The following is a 17,400-nucleotide window of genomic DNA, read 5'->3' as shown; positions in this document are numbered from 1 at the left end:
GGATCATGAAAACGCTCGGTCCAATCTATCTCATCGCCATCCTCATCTTCCTCTACACGCCCATTCTCGTGATGATGGCGATGGGGTTCAACGCTTCGCCACTTTACGAACTGCCATTCCATTTCTCGCTGCAATGGTACGACGCGCTCTGGGACAACAGCATCCTTCTGACGGCGGGTCTGAACAGCCTGGTGATCGCGAGTATCACCGCGGTTCTGGCGACGGCTTTGGGCACCATGGCGTCCGTTGCGCTGTCGCGCCGGACCTTTCGCGGCAGAAGTCTCCTGCAACTGATGCTGCTGCCGCCGATTGCCATTCCCTGGCTGATCACCGGCACGGCCATGCTGATCTTCTTTTATTGGACCGGTATCGGGCGCGGCATGCATGCCCTGTTGATCGGCCATGTGGCACTCGCCATCCCCTACGTTGTTCTGGTCGTCGGCACGGGCTTCAAGACAATCCGCGCCGACCTTGAAGAAGCCGCGATGAGCCTTGGTTCGACGCCGGTTCACGCCTTCTTCTCGGTGACGCTACCGCTGCTTTATCCGAGCATCCTTGGCGCCGCGCTCTTCGCCTTCGCAGTGTCGCTCGACCAGTTCGTGATTTCCTACTTCCTCGCAACGCCCGGGTACACCACCCTGCCGGTGCAGATCTACTCCTCGATCCGCAAGGGCTTCACCCCTGAAATCAACGCGATCTCCACCGTGCTTCTGCTCGGCTCGATGACGATCATCCTGATTTTTGCGCGCTTCGCCAAGCCCGGAGACACAAGTGACAAACGTTAAAGTCAATTCCGTCGCCAAGACCTACGGCAGCACACCGGTCCTGTCCGATATCACCACCGAATTCCCTGAAGGCTCTTTCACCAGCCTTCTCGGCCCATCCGGCTCCGGCAAGACCACGCTGCTGCGCATCATCGCGGGCTTTATCAAGCCCGACCAGGGCGTCGTCACGATCGGCAACAATGATGTCACCGACATTCCGGTCTGGGGCCGTAACATCGGCATGATGTTCCAGTCCTACGCGCTGTTCCCGCATATGACGATTGCCCAGAACGTCGCCTTCGGTCTCGAACGCCGGGGCATCAAGGGCGCCGCCGCCCGCAAGGAAGTCGACCGCGCGCTGGAAATGGTGCATCTGCCTGGCTTTGCCGATCGCATGCCCAAGCAGCTGTCCGGGGGCCAGCAGCAGCGCGTTGCGCTGGCCCGCGCCATGGTCATCAAGCCGAGCGTGCTGCTCCTCGACGAGCCGCTGTCGGCGCTCGATCGGCGCCTGCGCCAGGAAATGCAGGTCGAACTGCTGCGCATCCAGCGCGAAAGCGGCCTGACGACGATCTTCGTCACCCACGACCAGGAAGAGGCGCTGACGCTGTCCGATAAGGTAGCGATCCTCGACAAGGGCCGCATCGTCCAGATCGGCGAGCCGGAAACCGTCTATGAGAGACCGCTGACGCGCTTTGCCGCCGAATTCCTCGGCGATTCCAACTTCCTCACCGGCACCGTGGAGAACGGCGCTGTGCGTCTCGCCGATGGGACGGTAGTTCAGACCACCGGCACGTTGCCATCAAGCGGCTCGAACGTCACGCTCGCGGTGCGCCCGGAGAAGATGTCGATCGCATCGGGTCCGACGGATGGCAACAGCCTGACGGCGCGCATCACCACCGTCATCTACGCAGGTCCCGTGCTGTCCTATCTGCTGGAGACGGCAGACGGTCTGCCGCTGAAGCTGTTTGCACAGAACCGCGATGGCAAGGTCCTGAGCGATGGCGACACCATCACCCTGACCTGGGCCGCGGAACACACCGTCCCGGTGGCCGACTGATGATGGCACCCGCGCCACTCTCCAGGAATGCGCTGCATGTCGTCATCGACATGCAGCGGCTCTTCGCCGAGCAAACGGCGTGGTATACGCCAGCGATCGAAGGCATCCTTCCCAATGTGGTGGCGCTGAGCAAAGCGCGGCCCGCTGAGACTGTCTTTGCTCGCTTCATGGTGCCACAAAATGCCGAAGGTGCAACGGGCCGCTGGAAGACCTACTATCGTCGCTGGTCATCGGTGACGCTGGATGAGCTCGATATCGCCATGCTGGATCTGGTCGCACCGCTTACAGCGATCGCCGCTCCAGGCTCCATCGTCGACAAAAAGACCTACTCGGTCTTTGGCTCGCCCGCGTTTACTGCGCGCTTGCAAGGATCGGCAACGGACACGCTGATTTTCTCGGGCGTCGAGACCGACGTCTGCGTCTACGCCAGCGTTCTTGATGCGGTCGACGCCGGCTACCGGGTCATCCTCGCCGAAGACGCACTGGCAAGCGGCGACTTGAAGGCGCACGCCATGGTCATCGAGATCCTGGCGCCAAGGCTTTCGGAGCAGATTGAAATTCTGACGACAGAAGCCATTCTGAAATTATGGCTAGAGTAAATTCGGCAGCGCCATTGCCGGTCACCACGACGAACAGGCAGATTTGAGAGATCCTATGGACGTTCCGTTCAAAGACAAAGGCGGCCGACAAAAGACCGCAACGACCGAGACGCCCGGCCAGCAGGCACAGTATGCGCTTGGCGAGCAGATCGGCTTCTATCTGCGCCAGGCCAACCAGCGGCACGTGGCGATCTTTGCGAGCCTGATGGCGGAGAAGCTGACCACCACCCAATGGGCGGCGCTGGTCAGGCTGAAGGACCTGCAGCCCTGTTCGCAGGGCAATCTCGGCCGCGAGACCGCCATGGATATGGCGACCATCAAGGGCGTCGTCGATCGACTGGTGAAGCGTGGCCTCGTTCACACCGCCCCCGACGCGACCGACGCGCGCCGGCTGGTGCTGACGCTGACGCCGGAAGGCGAGGTGACGGTCGCCCGCAACCTGTCGGTCGCGCTGCAGATCTCGCAGGAAACGCTGAGCACGCTGACGCTTGCCGAGCGGATGATGCTGATGGAACTCCTTCAGAAGATCTGTTGACACACGCCTGATCCGCAGTACCGGAGACCAATCATGTTCCAGCCGAGCGACGCTGACATTCGAGCGCTTGTCGATCAGATGACGGTGGCCGAAAAAGTCGATCTCCTGAGCGGGCGTGGCCTGTGGAAGACGGCATCGATCAGCAGGCTCGATGTTCCTTCGATCGTCATGACCGATGGGGCCTATGGGGTGCGCTACTCGACCACCCAGATCGACGCCGGCGACAACGACGAAGACAGTCTGCGGGCGTTCCTCGATCTCGTCGGGCAACAGGGCGACGGATCGGGCGGCATGTTCGGTGCCACCCGTCCAGCCACGTGCTTTCCCAACGGCAATCTGCTCGGCTGTTCCTGGGATATTGATCTTGCCTATCGCATGGGCGCTGCACTGGCGGCCGAGTGCCAGGATTTCGGGGTTCATCTGCTTTTGGGCCCCGGCATCAACATAAGGCGCACGCCGCTGGCCGGGCGGGCCTACGAATATTATTCCGAGGATCCTGTTATCAGCGGCGACATGGCGGCGGCCGTCGTCTGCGGATTGCAGGATAACGGCGTCGGCGCCTCGCTCAAGCATTTCGCCTGCAATAATTCCGAAATCGAGCGAACCACGACCAGTTCCGATGTCGATGAACGCGCCCTGCGCGAAATATACTTGGCAGGCTTCGAGCGGGCCATCGAAAAGAGCGCGCCGTGGACCGTGATGAGCGCTTATAATCCGCTGAACGGCATCCAGGCCGCCGAACATCATTGGCTGTTGCGAACCGTGCTGCGCGGTGAATGGGGCTATGACGGGCTTGTCCTGTCAGACTGGCACGCGATCAAGGATCGTGGCGCTGCACTCGATGCCGGCACCGAACTCGACATGCCGGAAAGCAAGCCCCGCAAAGCGCGTCTCCATGCGGCGATCAACGCCGGCGACGTGGCGCCCGAGGTGATCGATGCGGCTTGCGCCAATGTTCTGGCGTTCGTGCGCAAATGCAAGTCGAGCGAGCGGCGCGGCACGCCGGCGGATTTCGAGGCGCATCATGTGCTGGCGCGCGACATCGCGGCGGAATCGATCGTGCTGCTGCGCAATGAGGGCCAGGCGCTGCCGCTCGATCCCGGCGAGCCGGGTGAGCTTCTCATTGTCGGCGACGGCGCCGTCACTCCTGTTATCCAAGGCTCCGGCTCGGCCACCACCAATCCCTATCGCGTCGACAGTCCGTTCGTTCAGATTGCCGCGCGGGCAGGAGACAGCCTGAAGGTCCGGCATCTGCCCTTCTCGCCGGTCGCGCAGCCCGACGTGACTGCGTCGATCGAGGCGATCGTCGAAGCCGCGGAGCGTGCCGATGTAGTTGTCATGTTTGCGGAAAACGAGAAGAGCCGTCACGGCGAGGGCAACGACCGCGACACACTGAAGCTCGCCGCCAGCCACGATGCACTCATCACGGCGTTGTCGGCGACAGGTCGCAAGCTCGTCGTCGTGCTCTCGATGCCAGACACGGTCGAGATGCCGTGGATCGGGGATGTCGACGCCGTCCTGGCCAGTTTCTATGCCGGGCAGGGCGGTGGCGAAGCACTGGCCCGCATCCTGTTTGGCGAGCAGAACCCGTGCGGCAAGCTCTCCGCCAGCATGCCGGTTCGCATGCAGGATATTCCGGGCTGGCACACCTATCCGGGCGAGCATGGCCGGCATGTCTATAGCGAGGGCATTTTCGTCGGTTACCGGTTCTACGATCTGAAGGCGATGACTCCAGTCTTTCCGTTCGGACATGGGCTCAGCTACACCACGTTCGCCTATGAGGATCTCAGGCTCGATACGCACGAGATCACGCCCGGCGCCGGCTGCACCGCCGCCCTTACCATTCGCAACACAGGTACGGTTGCCGGCAAGGAAATCGTGCAACTCTATGTCCGGCCGATTAAGCCGGGTCTCAAACGACCCGTCCGTGAGCTCAAGTCTTTCACCAAGCTTCATCTGGCGCCAGGAGAAGCGAAGAGGGTAACGCTTGGCCTGGCGCAGCGCGATTTCCAGTATTTCGACACGTCGCGTTCGGCTTGGGTTCTCGATGCCGAGGCCTTTGTAATCGAAGCGGCTGCATCCTCCAGAGACATCCGCTTGTCGATCACCTTGCCATGCAGGTCAGAGGCTCCGGCGCTGCCGACGATTTCGGCCAATTCTCCGACAGCGCTTGTCTTTGCCCACCCGAACGCCGAGGCCGCTCTCGTTGGTTTCTTCGTCAGCAGGCTTTCGATCTCCGCTGCCGAAGCCATGGCCCTTCTTGCCAAGACAAAGGGCTCCTTTCTCGGCTTCTACGACACTTTGAGCTGGTATGTAGGAGACAGCGTCAAAGAGGCGGATATTGCCGAAGTCTTTTCAGAACTAAACCAACACTAGATTGAGGCCCGCAGGAATGACCATCCAGACGAACCTGACCGACCCGCTGCTGACGGCCGAGCACTGGATGGAAACGGGCCGTGCTGTTGCGATTGCGACGGTGATCGAGACGTGGGGTTCGGCGCCGCGTCCGGTTGGCAGTCATCTGGTGGTCGATGGTGATGGCAACTTCGAGGGTTCGGTTTCCGGTGGCTGCGTCGAGGGTGCGGTGGTTACCGCCGCTGCCGAGGTAATTGCCGCCGGCAAGGCGCAGATGCTGGAATTCGGCGTTGCGGACGAGACCGCCTGGCGCGCCGGGCTGTCGTGCGGTGGGCGCATCCGTGTCTTTGTCGAGAGGCTCGGCTGATGCTCCGCGACAGCCTGCAGCGTCTGAACGCCGCGCGCCGGAAGCGTCTCGCCGTCGTGCTGCTGACAGATTTTCGGGGAGAAGAGCATATCTTCCTGGAAGGGGATCCGGTCGAGCCGCCATTTGCCGCGCTCGTCGAAGGCGCCTTTCGGTCTGGCCGCTCGATGGCTTTCGACACGATAGATGCCAGCGGCTTCCTCAATGTCTACATACCTGCCCCGCGCATCGCCGTCATCGGCGCCGTCCATATCAGCCAGTATCTGACGCCGATGGCAAGGTTGGCCGGCTTCGATGTGCGCATCATCGATCCGCGCACAGCCTTTGCGACGCATGATCGCTTTCCCGATGCGCAGATGTGCACCGATTGGCCCGTCGATGCGTTGATGGCGGATCCACTCGACCGCTATACCGCCTTAGTCGCACTCACCCACGATCCCAAGATCGATGATTTTCCCTTGGCCGAGGCATTGCGCACAGGCTGCTTCTATATCGGCGCGCTCGGCAGCCGAAAGACCCACGCAGCGCGGACAGGCCGCCTTGCCGCATACGGCTTCGGTGCCGATGCGCTTTCGACGATCCACGCGCCGATCGGGCTCGACATCGGCGCATCCAATCCAGCTGAGATCGCCGTAGCGATCCTTGCTCAGGTCATCAAAGCGCTTCGCACGAGCAGCCGCCAGACGATGCCTGCGTAGCGCCTATGGAGAGGCTCACCCTCCGACGATGACGCAGATGGAAAATAGCTTGCCTGGACGCTAAGCTGCTGCACGTTCGCGACCTCGTAACCTGGAGCTCGTCGACGGAGGACGCTGCGGCGCTGGTGGGATCGGGAAAGAGATGGGAGCAAAGCCGAATGTATCAATCGTCGTGCTGGCGGCTGGCTTGGCAACGCGCATGGGCTCGAATGGCGGGCACAAGCTGTTGGCCATGTTTGACGGAATGCCGCTCGTGCGTCGCTCGGCTTTGGTCGCCAAGGCCAGTAGCGCCGTTTCCATCGTCGTCGTCGTCGGCCATCGGCAAGACGATATCCGGGACGTTCTCACCGGCCTGCCCCTGCATATTATCGTCAATCCAGACTACCGAGCGGGCATGTCGAGTTCACTGGCGGCCGGATTTGCCGCTGCTGTAGCCGACGGCGCCGATGGTGTTCTGATGTTGCTTGCCGATATGCCAGGCATTTCTACAGACAATCTGAATCAGCTGATTGACGCGTTCCAAGTCGCGGACGGCGCCGCAATCGTTTGCGCCGCCTCTGAGGGTATGCGAGGCAACCCGGTAATCTTGCCACGGTCCCTTAACGACAGCGTTCTGCGCTTGAGGGGCGATATCGGTGCCCGTGACCTGATCAGAACATCGGGGCTGCAGGTCATTGAGGTCGAGATAGGAACCGCGGCGCTAACCGATGTCGATACCGCCGAGGCGATTATCGCTGCCGGTGGCATTCCTGTTGAGGACTGCTAAGCGATGCCGCCGCTCGACCCAGCGGATTCTCACGGCTTCTGAGCGCCTGCGGTGAAGAGTCCACGTCACCGTGGTCATCCGTCATGCAGTCTTAGCCCGATGAGGACTGTCGTCAGGTTTGAATAATATCACCTTTATGTCGAAACCCGCGTGAAGATCACACACGCGAAATTGTTCATAGCTGTTGAACGAGATCGCCGGACTAGGTGAGCTCAGATTGTTGGAAGCTCTTCCACCTCTCCAGTTTTTTCATTACGAATTCCACAGTTGAAGCCTTGTGCAGCCAATCCCGCTTGCGTCCCGCAAGATCGCTCCCGATGTCGTCGGCGCTCAGTTCGCCCGCAAGATGCGAAAGACGTAGTCGTTAGTTCGAAACCTGCTCAAGAGCAGGGTTCTGGTGAACCTCTCGCGCTTTTGAAACCATTTGCAATCCCCGGCAATTGGCGCCAATCAATCGACCGCAACGGTGAAGCGCTTGAAATCCATCAGCGGAAAACCATCTGACGCGCGACTTCTGCAAAATGGGGATTATCGATGACGACATTCGACGAGCGGCAGCCTGAGCAACATGCATTCGAAGCGGATGTCAGTCGGCTCCTGCACATGATGGTGCATTCGGTTTATTCCGACAAAGATATCTTCCTCCGGGAATTGATCTCGAACGCGGCGGATGCCTGCGAAAAGCTGCGCTACGACTCGCTTTCCCAGCCGCAACTCTCGGCCGACGGCATACAGCCTGGAATTCTCGTGACCCTCAATGAAGAGGCGCTGACGCTTGTCGTCGAGGACAACGGCATCGGCATGAGCCGGAGCGAGATGATCGACGCGCTTGGCACGATCGCGCGCTCGGGGACAAAGGCATTCATGGAGCGGATTGAGGCTGCTAAGGCCGGCGAGAAGGCTGAACTGATCGGTCAATTCGGCGTCGGATTCTATTCCTCGTTCATGGTGGCAGACAAGGTCGATGTGATCTCGCGGCGTGCGGGTCAGGAGGAAGCCTGGAAGTGGTCGTCTGACGGCAAGGGAAGCTACGACATCGTCGCGGCCGATTCCGTCGAGGCGCCGACGAGCGGTACCCGCGTCGTTCTGCATCTCATGGAAGATGCAAAAAGATACACCAACAAGTGGACTGTCGAAAAGATCATTCGCGATCAGTCCGGCCACGTACCTGTTCCCATTCGCCTCGTCGATAAGGAAGCGGCCGAGCCGTCGCAGATCTCCGATGGTGCCGCGCTCTGGACCAAGCAGAAGAGCGAAATTTCCAAACAGGATTACGACGATTTCTACCGTGGCGTTTCGGGTCAATACGATGAGCCGCTGACCAACGTGCATTTCCGCGCCGAGGGCCGGCATGAATATACGACGCTGGCCTTCGTACCCGGTTCCCAGCCTTTCGATCTGTTTGATCCGGATCGTAAGGGTCGGATGAAGCTCTACGTGAAGCGCGTCTTCATCACCGATGACGCCGAGTTACTGCCGCGTTACCTCCGGTTCGTGCGCGGTATCGTCGATACGTCCGATCTGCCGCTCAACATTTCCCGTGAGATGATCCAGGAGAGCCCGGTTCTCACGGCGATCCGTAAAGGCGTAACCAGCCGGATCCTTACCGCATTGGAGAAAATGGCCGACAGCGAAACCGAGACGTTCGGCATATTCTGGGGCCTCTTCGGGGCAATCGTCAAGGAAGGTATCTACGAAGACTTCGAGCGCCGCCCGCAATTGCTCAAGCTGGCGCGTTTCCACACAACTGCTGTCGAAGGCGCGACACGGAGCCTGACGGAATACGTGGCAGCCATGAAGGAGGGGCAGTCGTCTATCTTTTACATCAGCGGCTCGAACCTGGAGCAGTTGAATGGTTCACCACAGCTCGAGGGCTTCCGGGCCAAGGGGATCGAAGTGCTGCTTTTGACCGATTCCGTAGACAGCTTCTGGCCCACCAATGTCTCTGATTTCGAGGGCAAGTTATTCAAATCGGTCACCCAGGGCCTTGCCGATTTGAATAACATCGCCGGCGAGGCAGGCATCGACGAGCAAAAACAGGAAGCCTCTTCCGAGGTTGCCGCTTTTATCGATTTCGCGCGCGGTGCTCTCGGCCAGGAGGTTGCCGATGTGCGTGTCTCCGGTCGATTGACGGAAAGTGCGGTCTGCCTGGTCGCTTCCGAGCACGGGCCTGATCGACAACTTGAGAAAATGCTCCAGGGGGCAGGGCGGCTGCAGACGGCTTCGAAGCCCGTCTTAGAAATCAACGCACAGAGCCAGCTCGTCAGAAGCATCGCATCGATGGACGATCATGCCTTTCGTGAGGATGCAGCTTGGCTCCTCCTCGATGAGGCCCGCATTCTTGATGGCGACAAGCCGGCGAACCCACGGGCATTTGCGGAGCGGCAGGCAAGACTGTTTGCCTTGGCGATGGGACACGGCAAATAAAGGCTCACTACGGATCTTGGCCCATTCGGGCCGAGATCCCTTATGCGTATAAAGACCAACTGCCCCGTTCCTGATCTCTTCGACCAGGCGGTCGAAAATTGGTACGCGAACCGAACTCCGGCGCAATTCCCGATAGTCGGCGATGTTATAGCCGTTATGGGACATCGGTGAGCTGTGGCATGTTGGAAGTGTGTCCTCTCTCGGAATCAGTATCAGCCCAGGGAGGGCGTTTGGAAGCGGCAACGTTCGCTCCATATGAGCCCACTGGAGCCTGTTGTCGTCTCAGCTCCCGTGGCTCTGGTGTCGCCAGGGTATGGACCAACGGCGCAATAGTCGTTATTCGCACGCCATGTTGCGATGCTGAAAACGTCGCTGAAACATCACCGCAGATACCCAAGGCTCTTTTAAAGTGAAAAAAGTGCAGCGCAGCTTTGCCGTCGAGTACAAATCAGGTCGGCGAAAACTCAACTCCAAACCGAGCTCGATCTGGGCAGACACGGATCTCAAGTCCGTTGCGCAAGATATGCAGGACGAGGCAATGCCATTTATGTCATTGTCTCCCCAGGCACGAAGCACCGCAATGCTTGTATCCGAAGAAGAACAGGCCGGGCCATTATTGACACTGCCGATCGAGCAAGAGACAAATGCATCGGCTTTACAGGAGACCATAATGGCCGACGAAAAAGATACGACAACCAATGCTAACACGCCGGCCGCCGCGGCGCTCGATGTACCGAAGAAGGTGCGCAAACCTCGCGCCAAGAAGGTGGTGGCTGAAACCGCCTCAGCCGCCGTTTCTTTGCAACCGGCAGCGGCTTCGGGTGCCAAAGCTGGAAAGCAGACGAGAGGACGCAAAGCAAAGCCTGACGAAGGGACGACGAGTGCCAAGCGTGTACCTGTCAAACGTGCTCCGAAGGCTGTGTCGATAGCGGCTGCACCGTCGGTGGCGGCAGTTGATGAGATCGCGGATCTTCTGCAGCTCGAAGAGGAAAACCAGAGACTGCGCAAGCTGCTGGCGGAGAAGCTCCGCGCTGAAAATGCCGATCTGCGAAAGCGACTCAACCTCGGTTGATCGGCAGCAGACGGTCAAGCGCTGGCCGCATTCTCATGCTTATTGAAGTTTAGATATTGGCGGCGGTTCGTTCTGCCGCCAACGTTTTTGCTCGCAGTTTGCATACGCAGTAGAATTCGAGGTCGAATAAAATGGCGTCTCCATGGAAACTTCTTGCTGGGCTGGTGTCACGGCGACGCCCGCAGAAGCAAGAACACGGCTCGACCGATGATGTGAAGCCGGACGTATCAGCCGTCGCCGAGCCGACTGAAACGGCAACCGACAACCGGTCGAAAGCCGCAGACCGCGCGGCCAGCGAAAAGCCGGTCACTCACGAACAACACAAGGCGGTGTCGCATCATGCCGAAGAAGCGGTAAGCAGTGTTGATGACACGGCAGATGTCGAAAGCGCCATGCTGGAGAATGCGGTTGATCCGGCCTTATCCAATGAGGCCGACGCAGCCAGGCACCCCTCACCAAAGGCATTGCCAGTAGGCGAAGTTCCAACGCGAAAGCGCAGCAGGCGGAGCAACAAAGCGAAAACGATTGCTGTCGTTCTTCCACCTTCTCCAGGCGCTACCGCTGTTTCTGACGACGCAGTCAGTCTGGATGGAGAAATCAGGCTGCTCCGGGATCAGCTGGCGACGAAGCTTAGGCTGCAAAACGCACAACTGAAGAGGATGCTGGATCGGTTCGAGCGGTGAAATTGTCATTTCCTTCGTACCCATCGCGGCCATATTGCCTGGCTAGGAACGGGTATGAGCTGGGTTTCCCATCAAGAGCAAAGACTCGAACTCTCAGCGGTCGGGCGTTCGACTGCCGAGGACAAACTGGTACCGCTCTGGTCGAATAAAAAATTCAGACTTTTCGGCGCAAGCGCCGGTTTCGAAATAGGAACTCCGTTCCAGCACAAGCAGGACCGCATTTTCAGCGGCTCCAATCAGCGATGTTATCCGAGGCGAGACAGCACGCGCCCCGATCGCAATCTCAGCGGAGACAATGTCGGCGCCGGCTTTGTCTTTCAGTAGTGCATAAGTTGGTTGCCGTTCGGCGATCTCTCGCTCCAGCTCTGACATGAACGCCGGCAAGAAGCTTCGGCCCAATGCAATCGGCTCGTCATTCACCACATGAAGCCGTTCCAGAAGTGCGCATGTCGTTCCGAACAGCGGGATGAAAGCAGATGGTGTTTCAATTGCGGTCAACTCGACGATCCGCATCGTAGCATCGAAGCCTTGGACTTTCAGCGATTCATGAAAGCTACGCAGTGTATCAATTTGATGGCGCACCTGCTTGCCGGCCACGAAAGTGCCTTTGCCTTTCCGGCGTTCGATCAGCCCATCCCTATCGAGTTGTTGGAGCGCCAGCCGCACGGTGACGCGACTGACTGTGAAGCGTTCCATAATTTGCGATTCCGACGGGAGCCGTCCGGACGGCTCGTAGGCGCCTTCGGTGATCTCGGCACGAAGCCGATCGGCGATCTGCAGATACATAGGCACCGGGTTATTGCGGATGAGACTCATCTATTTTCCATAGGGTCGAAAACACCACGAAGCAGCGAAGCTTTGGAATAGCGTTCCCTTTTGCTGCCACACAAGGGGAACTCTTCACGTTGATGACCTGTATTATAATGTATTAGAAATTGGGACAACTCCAATCCAGGATCGTCCTAACGCAACATGGCATCTCCAGTTATCCCAAGGCAGGTTTCATCCGGCGCCGCCTTCTCGGTGGACCGCATGGCTTTCGCCTATCCCGAAAGCCGACGCGCCGTATTCGAACGGTTTTCACTGAAGGCTCGGCCGGGAGAATTCGTGGCGATCCTGGGTCCGTCCGGTTGCGGCAAGTCGACGCTCCTTAATCTTCTCTCCGGCTTCCTGCGCCCGCAATCGGGGCATATCACCATCGACGGTGTGCCTGTTGTCCCTGAGCATCCGGTCCTCGGATATGTATTTCAGTCGCCAAACCTCTTCCCTTGGTTGACTGCCCTGGAAAATGTTCGCTTCGGCCTGCGCATGAATTGCCGTGGATCTGCGCAGGAGCAGAGAGACGTCGCGCTGAATTTTCTTCGACTTGTCGGTCTGGAAGAGCAGGCACATGAGCCACCTCACCGATTGTCGGGCGGCCAGCGTCAGCGGGTTGCGCTGGCGCGCTCACTGGCGCTCGAGCCGCGCCTCCTGCTCATGGACGAACCATTCGCAGCGCTCGACGCCCTGACGCGTGCATCCCTCAATGACGAATTGCTGCGCATCTGGTCGGGCTTGGGGAAGACCGTACTGTTCATCACCCATGACATCGACGAAGCGATCTATCTTGCCGACAGGGTTCTCGTCCTTGGGCTACCGCCGACAGGCATCACCGCCGAAGTGGCAATCGATTTGCCGCGTCCTCGCGATCAGCGTGGCACGAGAGCCAATCCTTTATTCGCTCAACTGCGCGAACAGCTCTCGGAGGAAATCGCCAAAGTCATGACCAGCAATCTACCCGTTACCTGAAGGGGAGCATCCGATGAAACACATTCTACCTGCAGTTCTTCTGGCCCTCGCAGCCGTTTTGCCTGCCCATGCCGAGGACCCGCGGCCGCTTCGCATTGGCTGGGTCCAGGCTATGGCGAATGCACCTGCCCTGATCGCCGAGGAGAAAGGTTATTTTCGCGACGAGGGGTTGAACGTCGAGCTCAAGGGTTTCGGCGATGGTCCCGTCATCCAGCAGGCGGTGGCTGGAGGCGAAATCGATGCGGCCTATATCGGTGCGCCCCCGGTCTATCAATGGGCGGCGCGCGGTCTCGAGGCGAAAATCATCGCCAAGGTCAACTATGGTCAGGCAGCGGTGATCGCGAAGACTGACGGCCCGATCCACGCCCTTTCCGACCTCAAGGGCAAGAGGCTTGCCGCCGTCAACAGGGGCAGCGGCATGGACGTGCTGCTGCGTGGCTACGTTCTCAAAGAGGCCGCCGGCCTCAGCCCGGACGCAGATCTTGCGCTGTCGCAAATGCCCGTGGGCAACATGAACGCTGCCCTCGACACCGGCGTCGTCGATGCAGCCTTTTTGTGGGAGCCCTTCATCAGCCAATCGGTGCTCCGCGGTACAGGTCGCGTCGTCTTCGACGTGAACGGAGCTTTGCCCGGCTATCCCTGGTACGTCATAGCAGCGCCTGCCAAGACGCTGAAGGAACGCCCGGACGATCTCGTGAAACTGTTGCGAGCGAATTCGAAGGCCATTGCGTTTTTGCGGGAGCATCCCGAAGAGGCCGACAGGATCATCGCCCAAAGCTTTAAGCTGGAATCCCTGACGGCCGCGGACGGACGTATCGTTCCGCCGGAAGCGATCGTCACCGAGGCGAGGAAGCGCCTTGGGTGGTCGGCGGAAATCGAGCCCTCCGACCGTGCCTTCATCCAGCGGCTCATCGACTACTCCGTCGCCCTCGGCTTTCTCGAAAAGCGCTTGAATGTCGACGACATCATTGACGACAGCTTCGCCGCAAAAGCGGCCGCTCAACGATGAGATCCGATCGATGAAGAAGTTGGCAGCGCGGCTGCGTTTTCCGCAACCGTCCTGGCGCTGGGCAGCGCTTCCGTTCCTCCTTGTCGTGTGGTGCATCGCGGCAAGCCGCGTTCCCTCCTATGTGCTGCCGCAGCCGTGGGACGTGGCGGCCGAGGGGGTTCGCTGGATCCGGTCGGGCGAGTTGGGTCGCCAGGTCATGGCGAGCTTGTTGCGCGAATTCGGCGGCTTCGGCGCGGCCGTCGTGGCCGCTGTGCTCATCGGCGTGTCTGCCGGACTTTGGCGGCCGTTTCGCGAATTCGTCCAGCCGCTGCTCGGTCTCTTCATGGCCATCCCTCCGATCGCCTGGGCGCCGTTGTCGCTGATCTTCTTCGGCCTCGGATATCTCTCCATTGCCGTCGTCATATTCATCGCATCGGCCTTTCCGATGGCCCAGACGATTCAGGAAGGCGTGCTTTCCACCCGCAGCGGCGAGGTGCGTGCAGCGCGCATGCTGGGTGCCAAAAGGCTGCAACTGCTGGCCCATGTATATCTTCCCGCCTCTCTCCCGTTCCTCACTGCCGCATTGCGCATCGGTTTTGCCCAGGCGTGGCGCGCGCTTGTTGCAGCCGAGATGATCGGCGCATCTCAAGGCATCGGCTGGATGGTCGCCATGGGCGGGCAGGTTGGCAATTCGGCGCAGGTGCTTCTCGGCATCGCGCTGATAGGACTTACCGCGTGGCTGATGGAGAGCCTCGTATTTCGACGGATAGAGCGCCGCTACGAAGGCTGGCGCGGACAATAACGGACGTTCCCCATGACAGAGATTTTGCCAGAAAAGACGATTCAAGCCAGCGCCCATTCTCCGATGGGCCTTGCCGATCATTTCGATACTCTGCCCTTCCTCGGCCGTCTAAGCTGTCAGAGGCAGACGCTGACGGCGGGTGAGTGGACCGAATTGGAGCTCGTTTATGAGGTCGGAGCTGTCGGCCTCGCAGACGGTGCGTGGCTGAAGCTTGCCTTCAAGTTCTATTCCGATTGGGCGCTGTTCCAGACAACGGAGCCGACGGGCGCCAACTATATTTCCGCCGAATACCACGCCGGTCCTCTGGTTGCGGGGCAAAGCCCAGGTACCGTTCAAGCACTGAAGGTGCGTTTCGATCAGAAGGGACACGAACGTCCCTTCCAGAAGGCGGTCATCATCGACGTCGTCGACGGCTATCTCAACCCCGGCGACAGGATCGTCATCCGTCTGGGCGATCGGCGGCAGGGCGGCGCCGGCACACGTGTGCAGACTTTCGTGGAGAAGGTGTTCCGTTTCCGGCTGTTCGTCGACCCGCTGGGCAGCTCAAAATTTGCGGAGGTGCCAGGCGACTGCAAATTGGAGATCGCGGCCGGGCAGCCGCATGCCCTTCAGGTCATCGCGCCGCGGCTGGTTGCCAGCGGTCAATTCTTCGACGCTATCGTGCGCGTCGACGATATATGGGGAAACACTTGCCAGGGTCGAGACCTGCATGGTGCGCTCGTCATTACTGCCCCGGATGGCGGGCAACGAACGGAGCTAGTGGCATTCGCCGCGGAAGGCTGGACATTTGCGCGGATTTCCGGCCTTTCCTTCGCTGCTGCCGGCGAGTGGAAATTGGAAGCATGGCTGAATGACGAACCCGGCGTCGCACCGGGCATCGCCTATGTACAGAGCGAAGAGGGTGCCTTGCGCCCTCTCTATGCCGATCTTCACGTCCATTCCGACGACACCGTTGGCACCAATGATGCCACCTACAATCTCACCTACGGGCGCGACATCGCCGGACTTGACGTGGTGGGCTACACCGTCAACGATTTCAACATCACCGAGACGAACTGGGACGCAGCCGTCAAGACCATCCACGAACTCAACGAGCCCGGTCGCTTCGTCTGCTATCCAGGCACCGAATGGTGCGGCAACTCCGCTGCCGGTGGCGACCGAAACGTCGTCTTCCTGCGCGACGGCAAGCCCAGGTTTCCGTTCGACGAGCAGGGACGCTCCCTGCGCTCTTTCGAATGGAATGAGACGACGGCGGGAGCGATCCGTCCTGGGATATGGCCGGTTGACCGGCTCTATGGAGCCTATGCGGATGATCCGGAAGGCCATTTGCTAATCCCACATGTGGGTGGCCGGCGCTGCATTCTCGACTGGAACCATCCGGAGCTGGAACGCCTCATCGAGATTGGCTCCGCCTGGGGACAATTTCATTGGCTCTACGTCGAAGCTCTAGCTCGCGGACACAGAGTTGGCGCTTCCGCCGCTAGCGACGAACATCAGGGCCGATGCGGCGGTGGTGCGCCGGCCACCGGAACCTTCGGTGCACGTGGGGGGCTCACCGGCGTCATCGCCGACGGTTTCGACCGTGCTGGCGTTGGCGCTGCACTTCGGGCGAGGCGCACTTTTGCCACGACTGGTGAACGGAGTTTTGCGGTTCTGTCCCAAGGCAAACATTTCATGGGCGAGGTGTTTGACGCCGAGCTCAATCAGCCGCTCTCTTACCGCCTGCTCGGCCACGCCGGCTGGGAGGAAGTTCAGCTTTTCGACGGCGACCGCATGGTGTGGCGACGTGATCTGCATGCCGAAGCGGGCCTCAGTGAGCGCAGTGTGCGGATCCGTTTCGGCGGCGCGCGGATAAAGGATCGCTATCGCGCGGCCTATTGGAGCGGCGAAGTGGCTGTCACCGGTGCAGCGCTTCTGGATGTGCGCGGCATCGGTTTCGATCATCCCGAACAAAGCGTTTGGCGCACTGGGCTCGGCACCCTCGGCTTCAGGACGGCAACACATGGCGACGTCGACGGAATCGAACTTAAGCTTTCCGACCTGCGCGACGCGCGCATCGTCGTAGCCGCGAAGCTCCATGGCTACAGCAAGATCGGGGATCCGCTCCAGCCGCCGCCACATGTCCATGCTCCCGAGGTGTTTTTAGAGGCATGCGGAAGCGAGCTGATCGCAAAGGGCTCGATCTCGGTCGATCTTCAGGGTGTCGAGCTTCGACTTCTGTTGGAGCGCGTCACCGATCGCCCTCTTCCACGCGATCTCTCAGGCGAGATACCGCTTCCAGGACTTGGATTGAGCCACGGCCGCGAACACCCGCTTTTCCTGACGGCGAGACAGAGGGATCAATCCCGCATTTGGACGTCAGCGCTGTTCATGACAGCTTGAACTGAGCGTAAGCTGATGCGGGCCGCTGTTTTTGTGCTGCCGCACGGATCTTGCGATCCATCTCGAAAGTTCTTAGGTCACCGGAGGTTTTGCATTCTGCAAACTCCGTGTTCGAGAAGA

16 protein-coding genes are annotated in these 17,400 nt (G+C 59.9%); 15 read left to right on the top strand and 1 reads right to left on the bottom strand.

The features are described 5' to 3' along the window. The first annotated feature begins 5 nt into the window (after window positions 1–5). The 11 genes from ACM5SV_RS34015 (at window position 6) to ACM5SV_RS33965 (ending at window position 11,320) form a co-directional block, all read left to right on the top strand. Window positions 6–785, top strand: coding sequence for an ABC transporter permease (locus ACM5SV_RS34015; protein WP_003554934.1), 780 nt, complete (start codon window positions 6–8; stop codon window positions 783–785). Next, window positions 772–1,821: an ABC transporter ATP-binding protein gene (locus tag ACM5SV_RS34010; RefSeq protein ID WP_113548372.1), complete on the top strand. Its 1,050-nt coding sequence runs from the start codon at window positions 772–774 to the stop codon at window positions 1,819–1,821. The genes ACM5SV_RS34015 and ACM5SV_RS34010 overlap by 14 nt, the downstream gene beginning before the upstream one ends. Then, entirely contained in the window at window positions 1,821–2,420 is a 600-nt protein-coding gene (locus ACM5SV_RS34005) for a cysteine hydrolase family protein (RefSeq protein ID WP_128450377.1), read from the top strand. Before ACM5SV_RS34010 ends, ACM5SV_RS34005 begins: the two co-directional genes overlap by 1 nt. 55 nt (window positions 2,421–2,475) lie before the next feature. Further along, window positions 2,476–2,955 (top strand): MarR family winged helix-turn-helix transcriptional regulator, encoded by a 480-nt coding sequence (locus tag ACM5SV_RS34000; RefSeq protein ID WP_128450378.1) that lies wholly within the window; start codon window positions 2,476–2,478, stop codon window positions 2,953–2,955. Window positions 2,956–2,988: 33 nt separating this feature from the next. Then, the gene (locus ACM5SV_RS33995) at window positions 2,989–5,331 is read left to right on the top strand and encodes a beta-glucosidase family protein (RefSeq protein WP_128450379.1); all 2,343 of its coding nucleotides are present in this window, start codon (window positions 2,989–2,991) and stop codon (window positions 5,329–5,331) included. A 16-nt stretch (window positions 5,332–5,347) separates the two neighbouring features. Beyond that, a complete protein-coding gene (locus tag ACM5SV_RS33990; protein WP_012759937.1) occupies window positions 5,348–5,677 on the top strand; it encodes an XdhC family protein in 330 nt (109 codons plus the stop codon). Further along, a complete protein-coding gene (locus tag ACM5SV_RS33985) occupies window positions 5,677–6,372 on the top strand; it encodes an XdhC family protein (protein ID WP_128450380.1) in 696 nt (231 codons plus the stop codon). Before ACM5SV_RS33990 ends, ACM5SV_RS33985 begins: the two co-directional genes overlap by 1 nt. 142 nt (window positions 6,373–6,514) lie before the next feature. Continuing rightward, window positions 6,515–7,138, top strand: a complete 624-nt coding sequence (locus ACM5SV_RS33980; RefSeq protein ID WP_113548367.1) for a nucleotidyltransferase family protein — start codon at window positions 6,515–6,517, stop codon at window positions 7,136–7,138. A 534-nt stretch (window positions 7,139–7,672) separates the two neighbouring features. After that, complete coding sequence (gene htpG / locus ACM5SV_RS33975) at window positions 7,673–9,565, top strand: molecular chaperone HtpG (protein WP_128450381.1); 1,893 nt, start codon at window positions 7,673–7,675, stop codon at window positions 9,563–9,565. A gap of 409 nt (window positions 9,566–9,974) precedes the next feature. After that, window positions 9,975–10,637 (top strand): transcriptional regulator, encoded by a 663-nt coding sequence (locus tag ACM5SV_RS33970; RefSeq protein WP_128450382.1) that lies wholly within the window; start codon window positions 9,975–9,977, stop codon window positions 10,635–10,637. A 131-nt stretch (window positions 10,638–10,768) separates the two neighbouring features. After that, complete coding sequence (locus ACM5SV_RS33965) at window positions 10,769–11,320, top strand: hypothetical protein (protein ID WP_128450383.1); 552 nt, start codon at window positions 10,769–10,771, stop codon at window positions 11,318–11,320. Window positions 11,321–11,413: 93 nt separating this feature from the next. On the opposite strand, the gene ACM5SV_RS33960 is transcribed toward ACM5SV_RS33965, so the two are convergent. Next, window positions 11,414–12,136 carry a GntR family transcriptional regulator gene (locus ACM5SV_RS33960; RefSeq protein WP_128450384.1) on the bottom strand — a complete coding sequence of 241 codons (723 nt, stop codon included), beginning with the start codon at window positions 12,134–12,136 and terminating at the stop codon, window positions 11,414–11,416. A gap of 156 nt (window positions 12,137–12,292) precedes the next feature. On the opposite strand from ACM5SV_RS33960, the gene ACM5SV_RS33955 reads away from it, so the two are divergent. Genes ACM5SV_RS33955 through ACM5SV_RS33940 form a run of 4 tightly spaced genes read left to right on the top strand, consistent with a single transcriptional unit; the run spans window position 12,293 to window position 17,280 of the window. Further along, window positions 12,293–13,108 carry an ABC transporter ATP-binding protein gene (locus ACM5SV_RS33955; protein ID WP_128450385.1) on the top strand — a complete coding sequence of 272 codons (816 nt, stop codon included), beginning with the start codon at window positions 12,293–12,295 and terminating at the stop codon, window positions 13,106–13,108. A 13-nt stretch (window positions 13,109–13,121) separates the two neighbouring features. Further along, a complete protein-coding gene (locus tag ACM5SV_RS33950) occupies window positions 13,122–14,117 on the top strand; it encodes an ABC transporter substrate-binding protein (protein ID WP_222018116.1) in 996 nt (331 codons plus the stop codon). A 10-nt stretch (window positions 14,118–14,127) separates the two neighbouring features. Continuing rightward, entirely contained in the window at window positions 14,128–14,898 is a 771-nt protein-coding gene (locus ACM5SV_RS33945; protein WP_128450387.1) for an ABC transporter permease, read from the top strand. A 12-nt stretch (window positions 14,899–14,910) separates the two neighbouring features. Then, window positions 14,911–17,280: a hypothetical protein gene (locus tag ACM5SV_RS33940; RefSeq protein WP_128450388.1), complete on the top strand. Its 2,370-nt coding sequence runs from the start codon at window positions 14,911–14,913 to the stop codon at window positions 17,278–17,280. Window positions 17,281–17,400: the final 120 nt, after the last annotated feature.

The organism is Rhizobium sp. CRRU65 (genome assembly GCF_048551595.1).
GTDB lineage: Bacteria > Pseudomonadota > Alphaproteobacteria > Rhizobiales > Rhizobiaceae > Rhizobium > Rhizobium leguminosarum_J.
The sequence above is the reverse complement of the archived record's forward strand: the minus strand, read 5'-3'. Positions and strand labels throughout refer to the sequence as shown.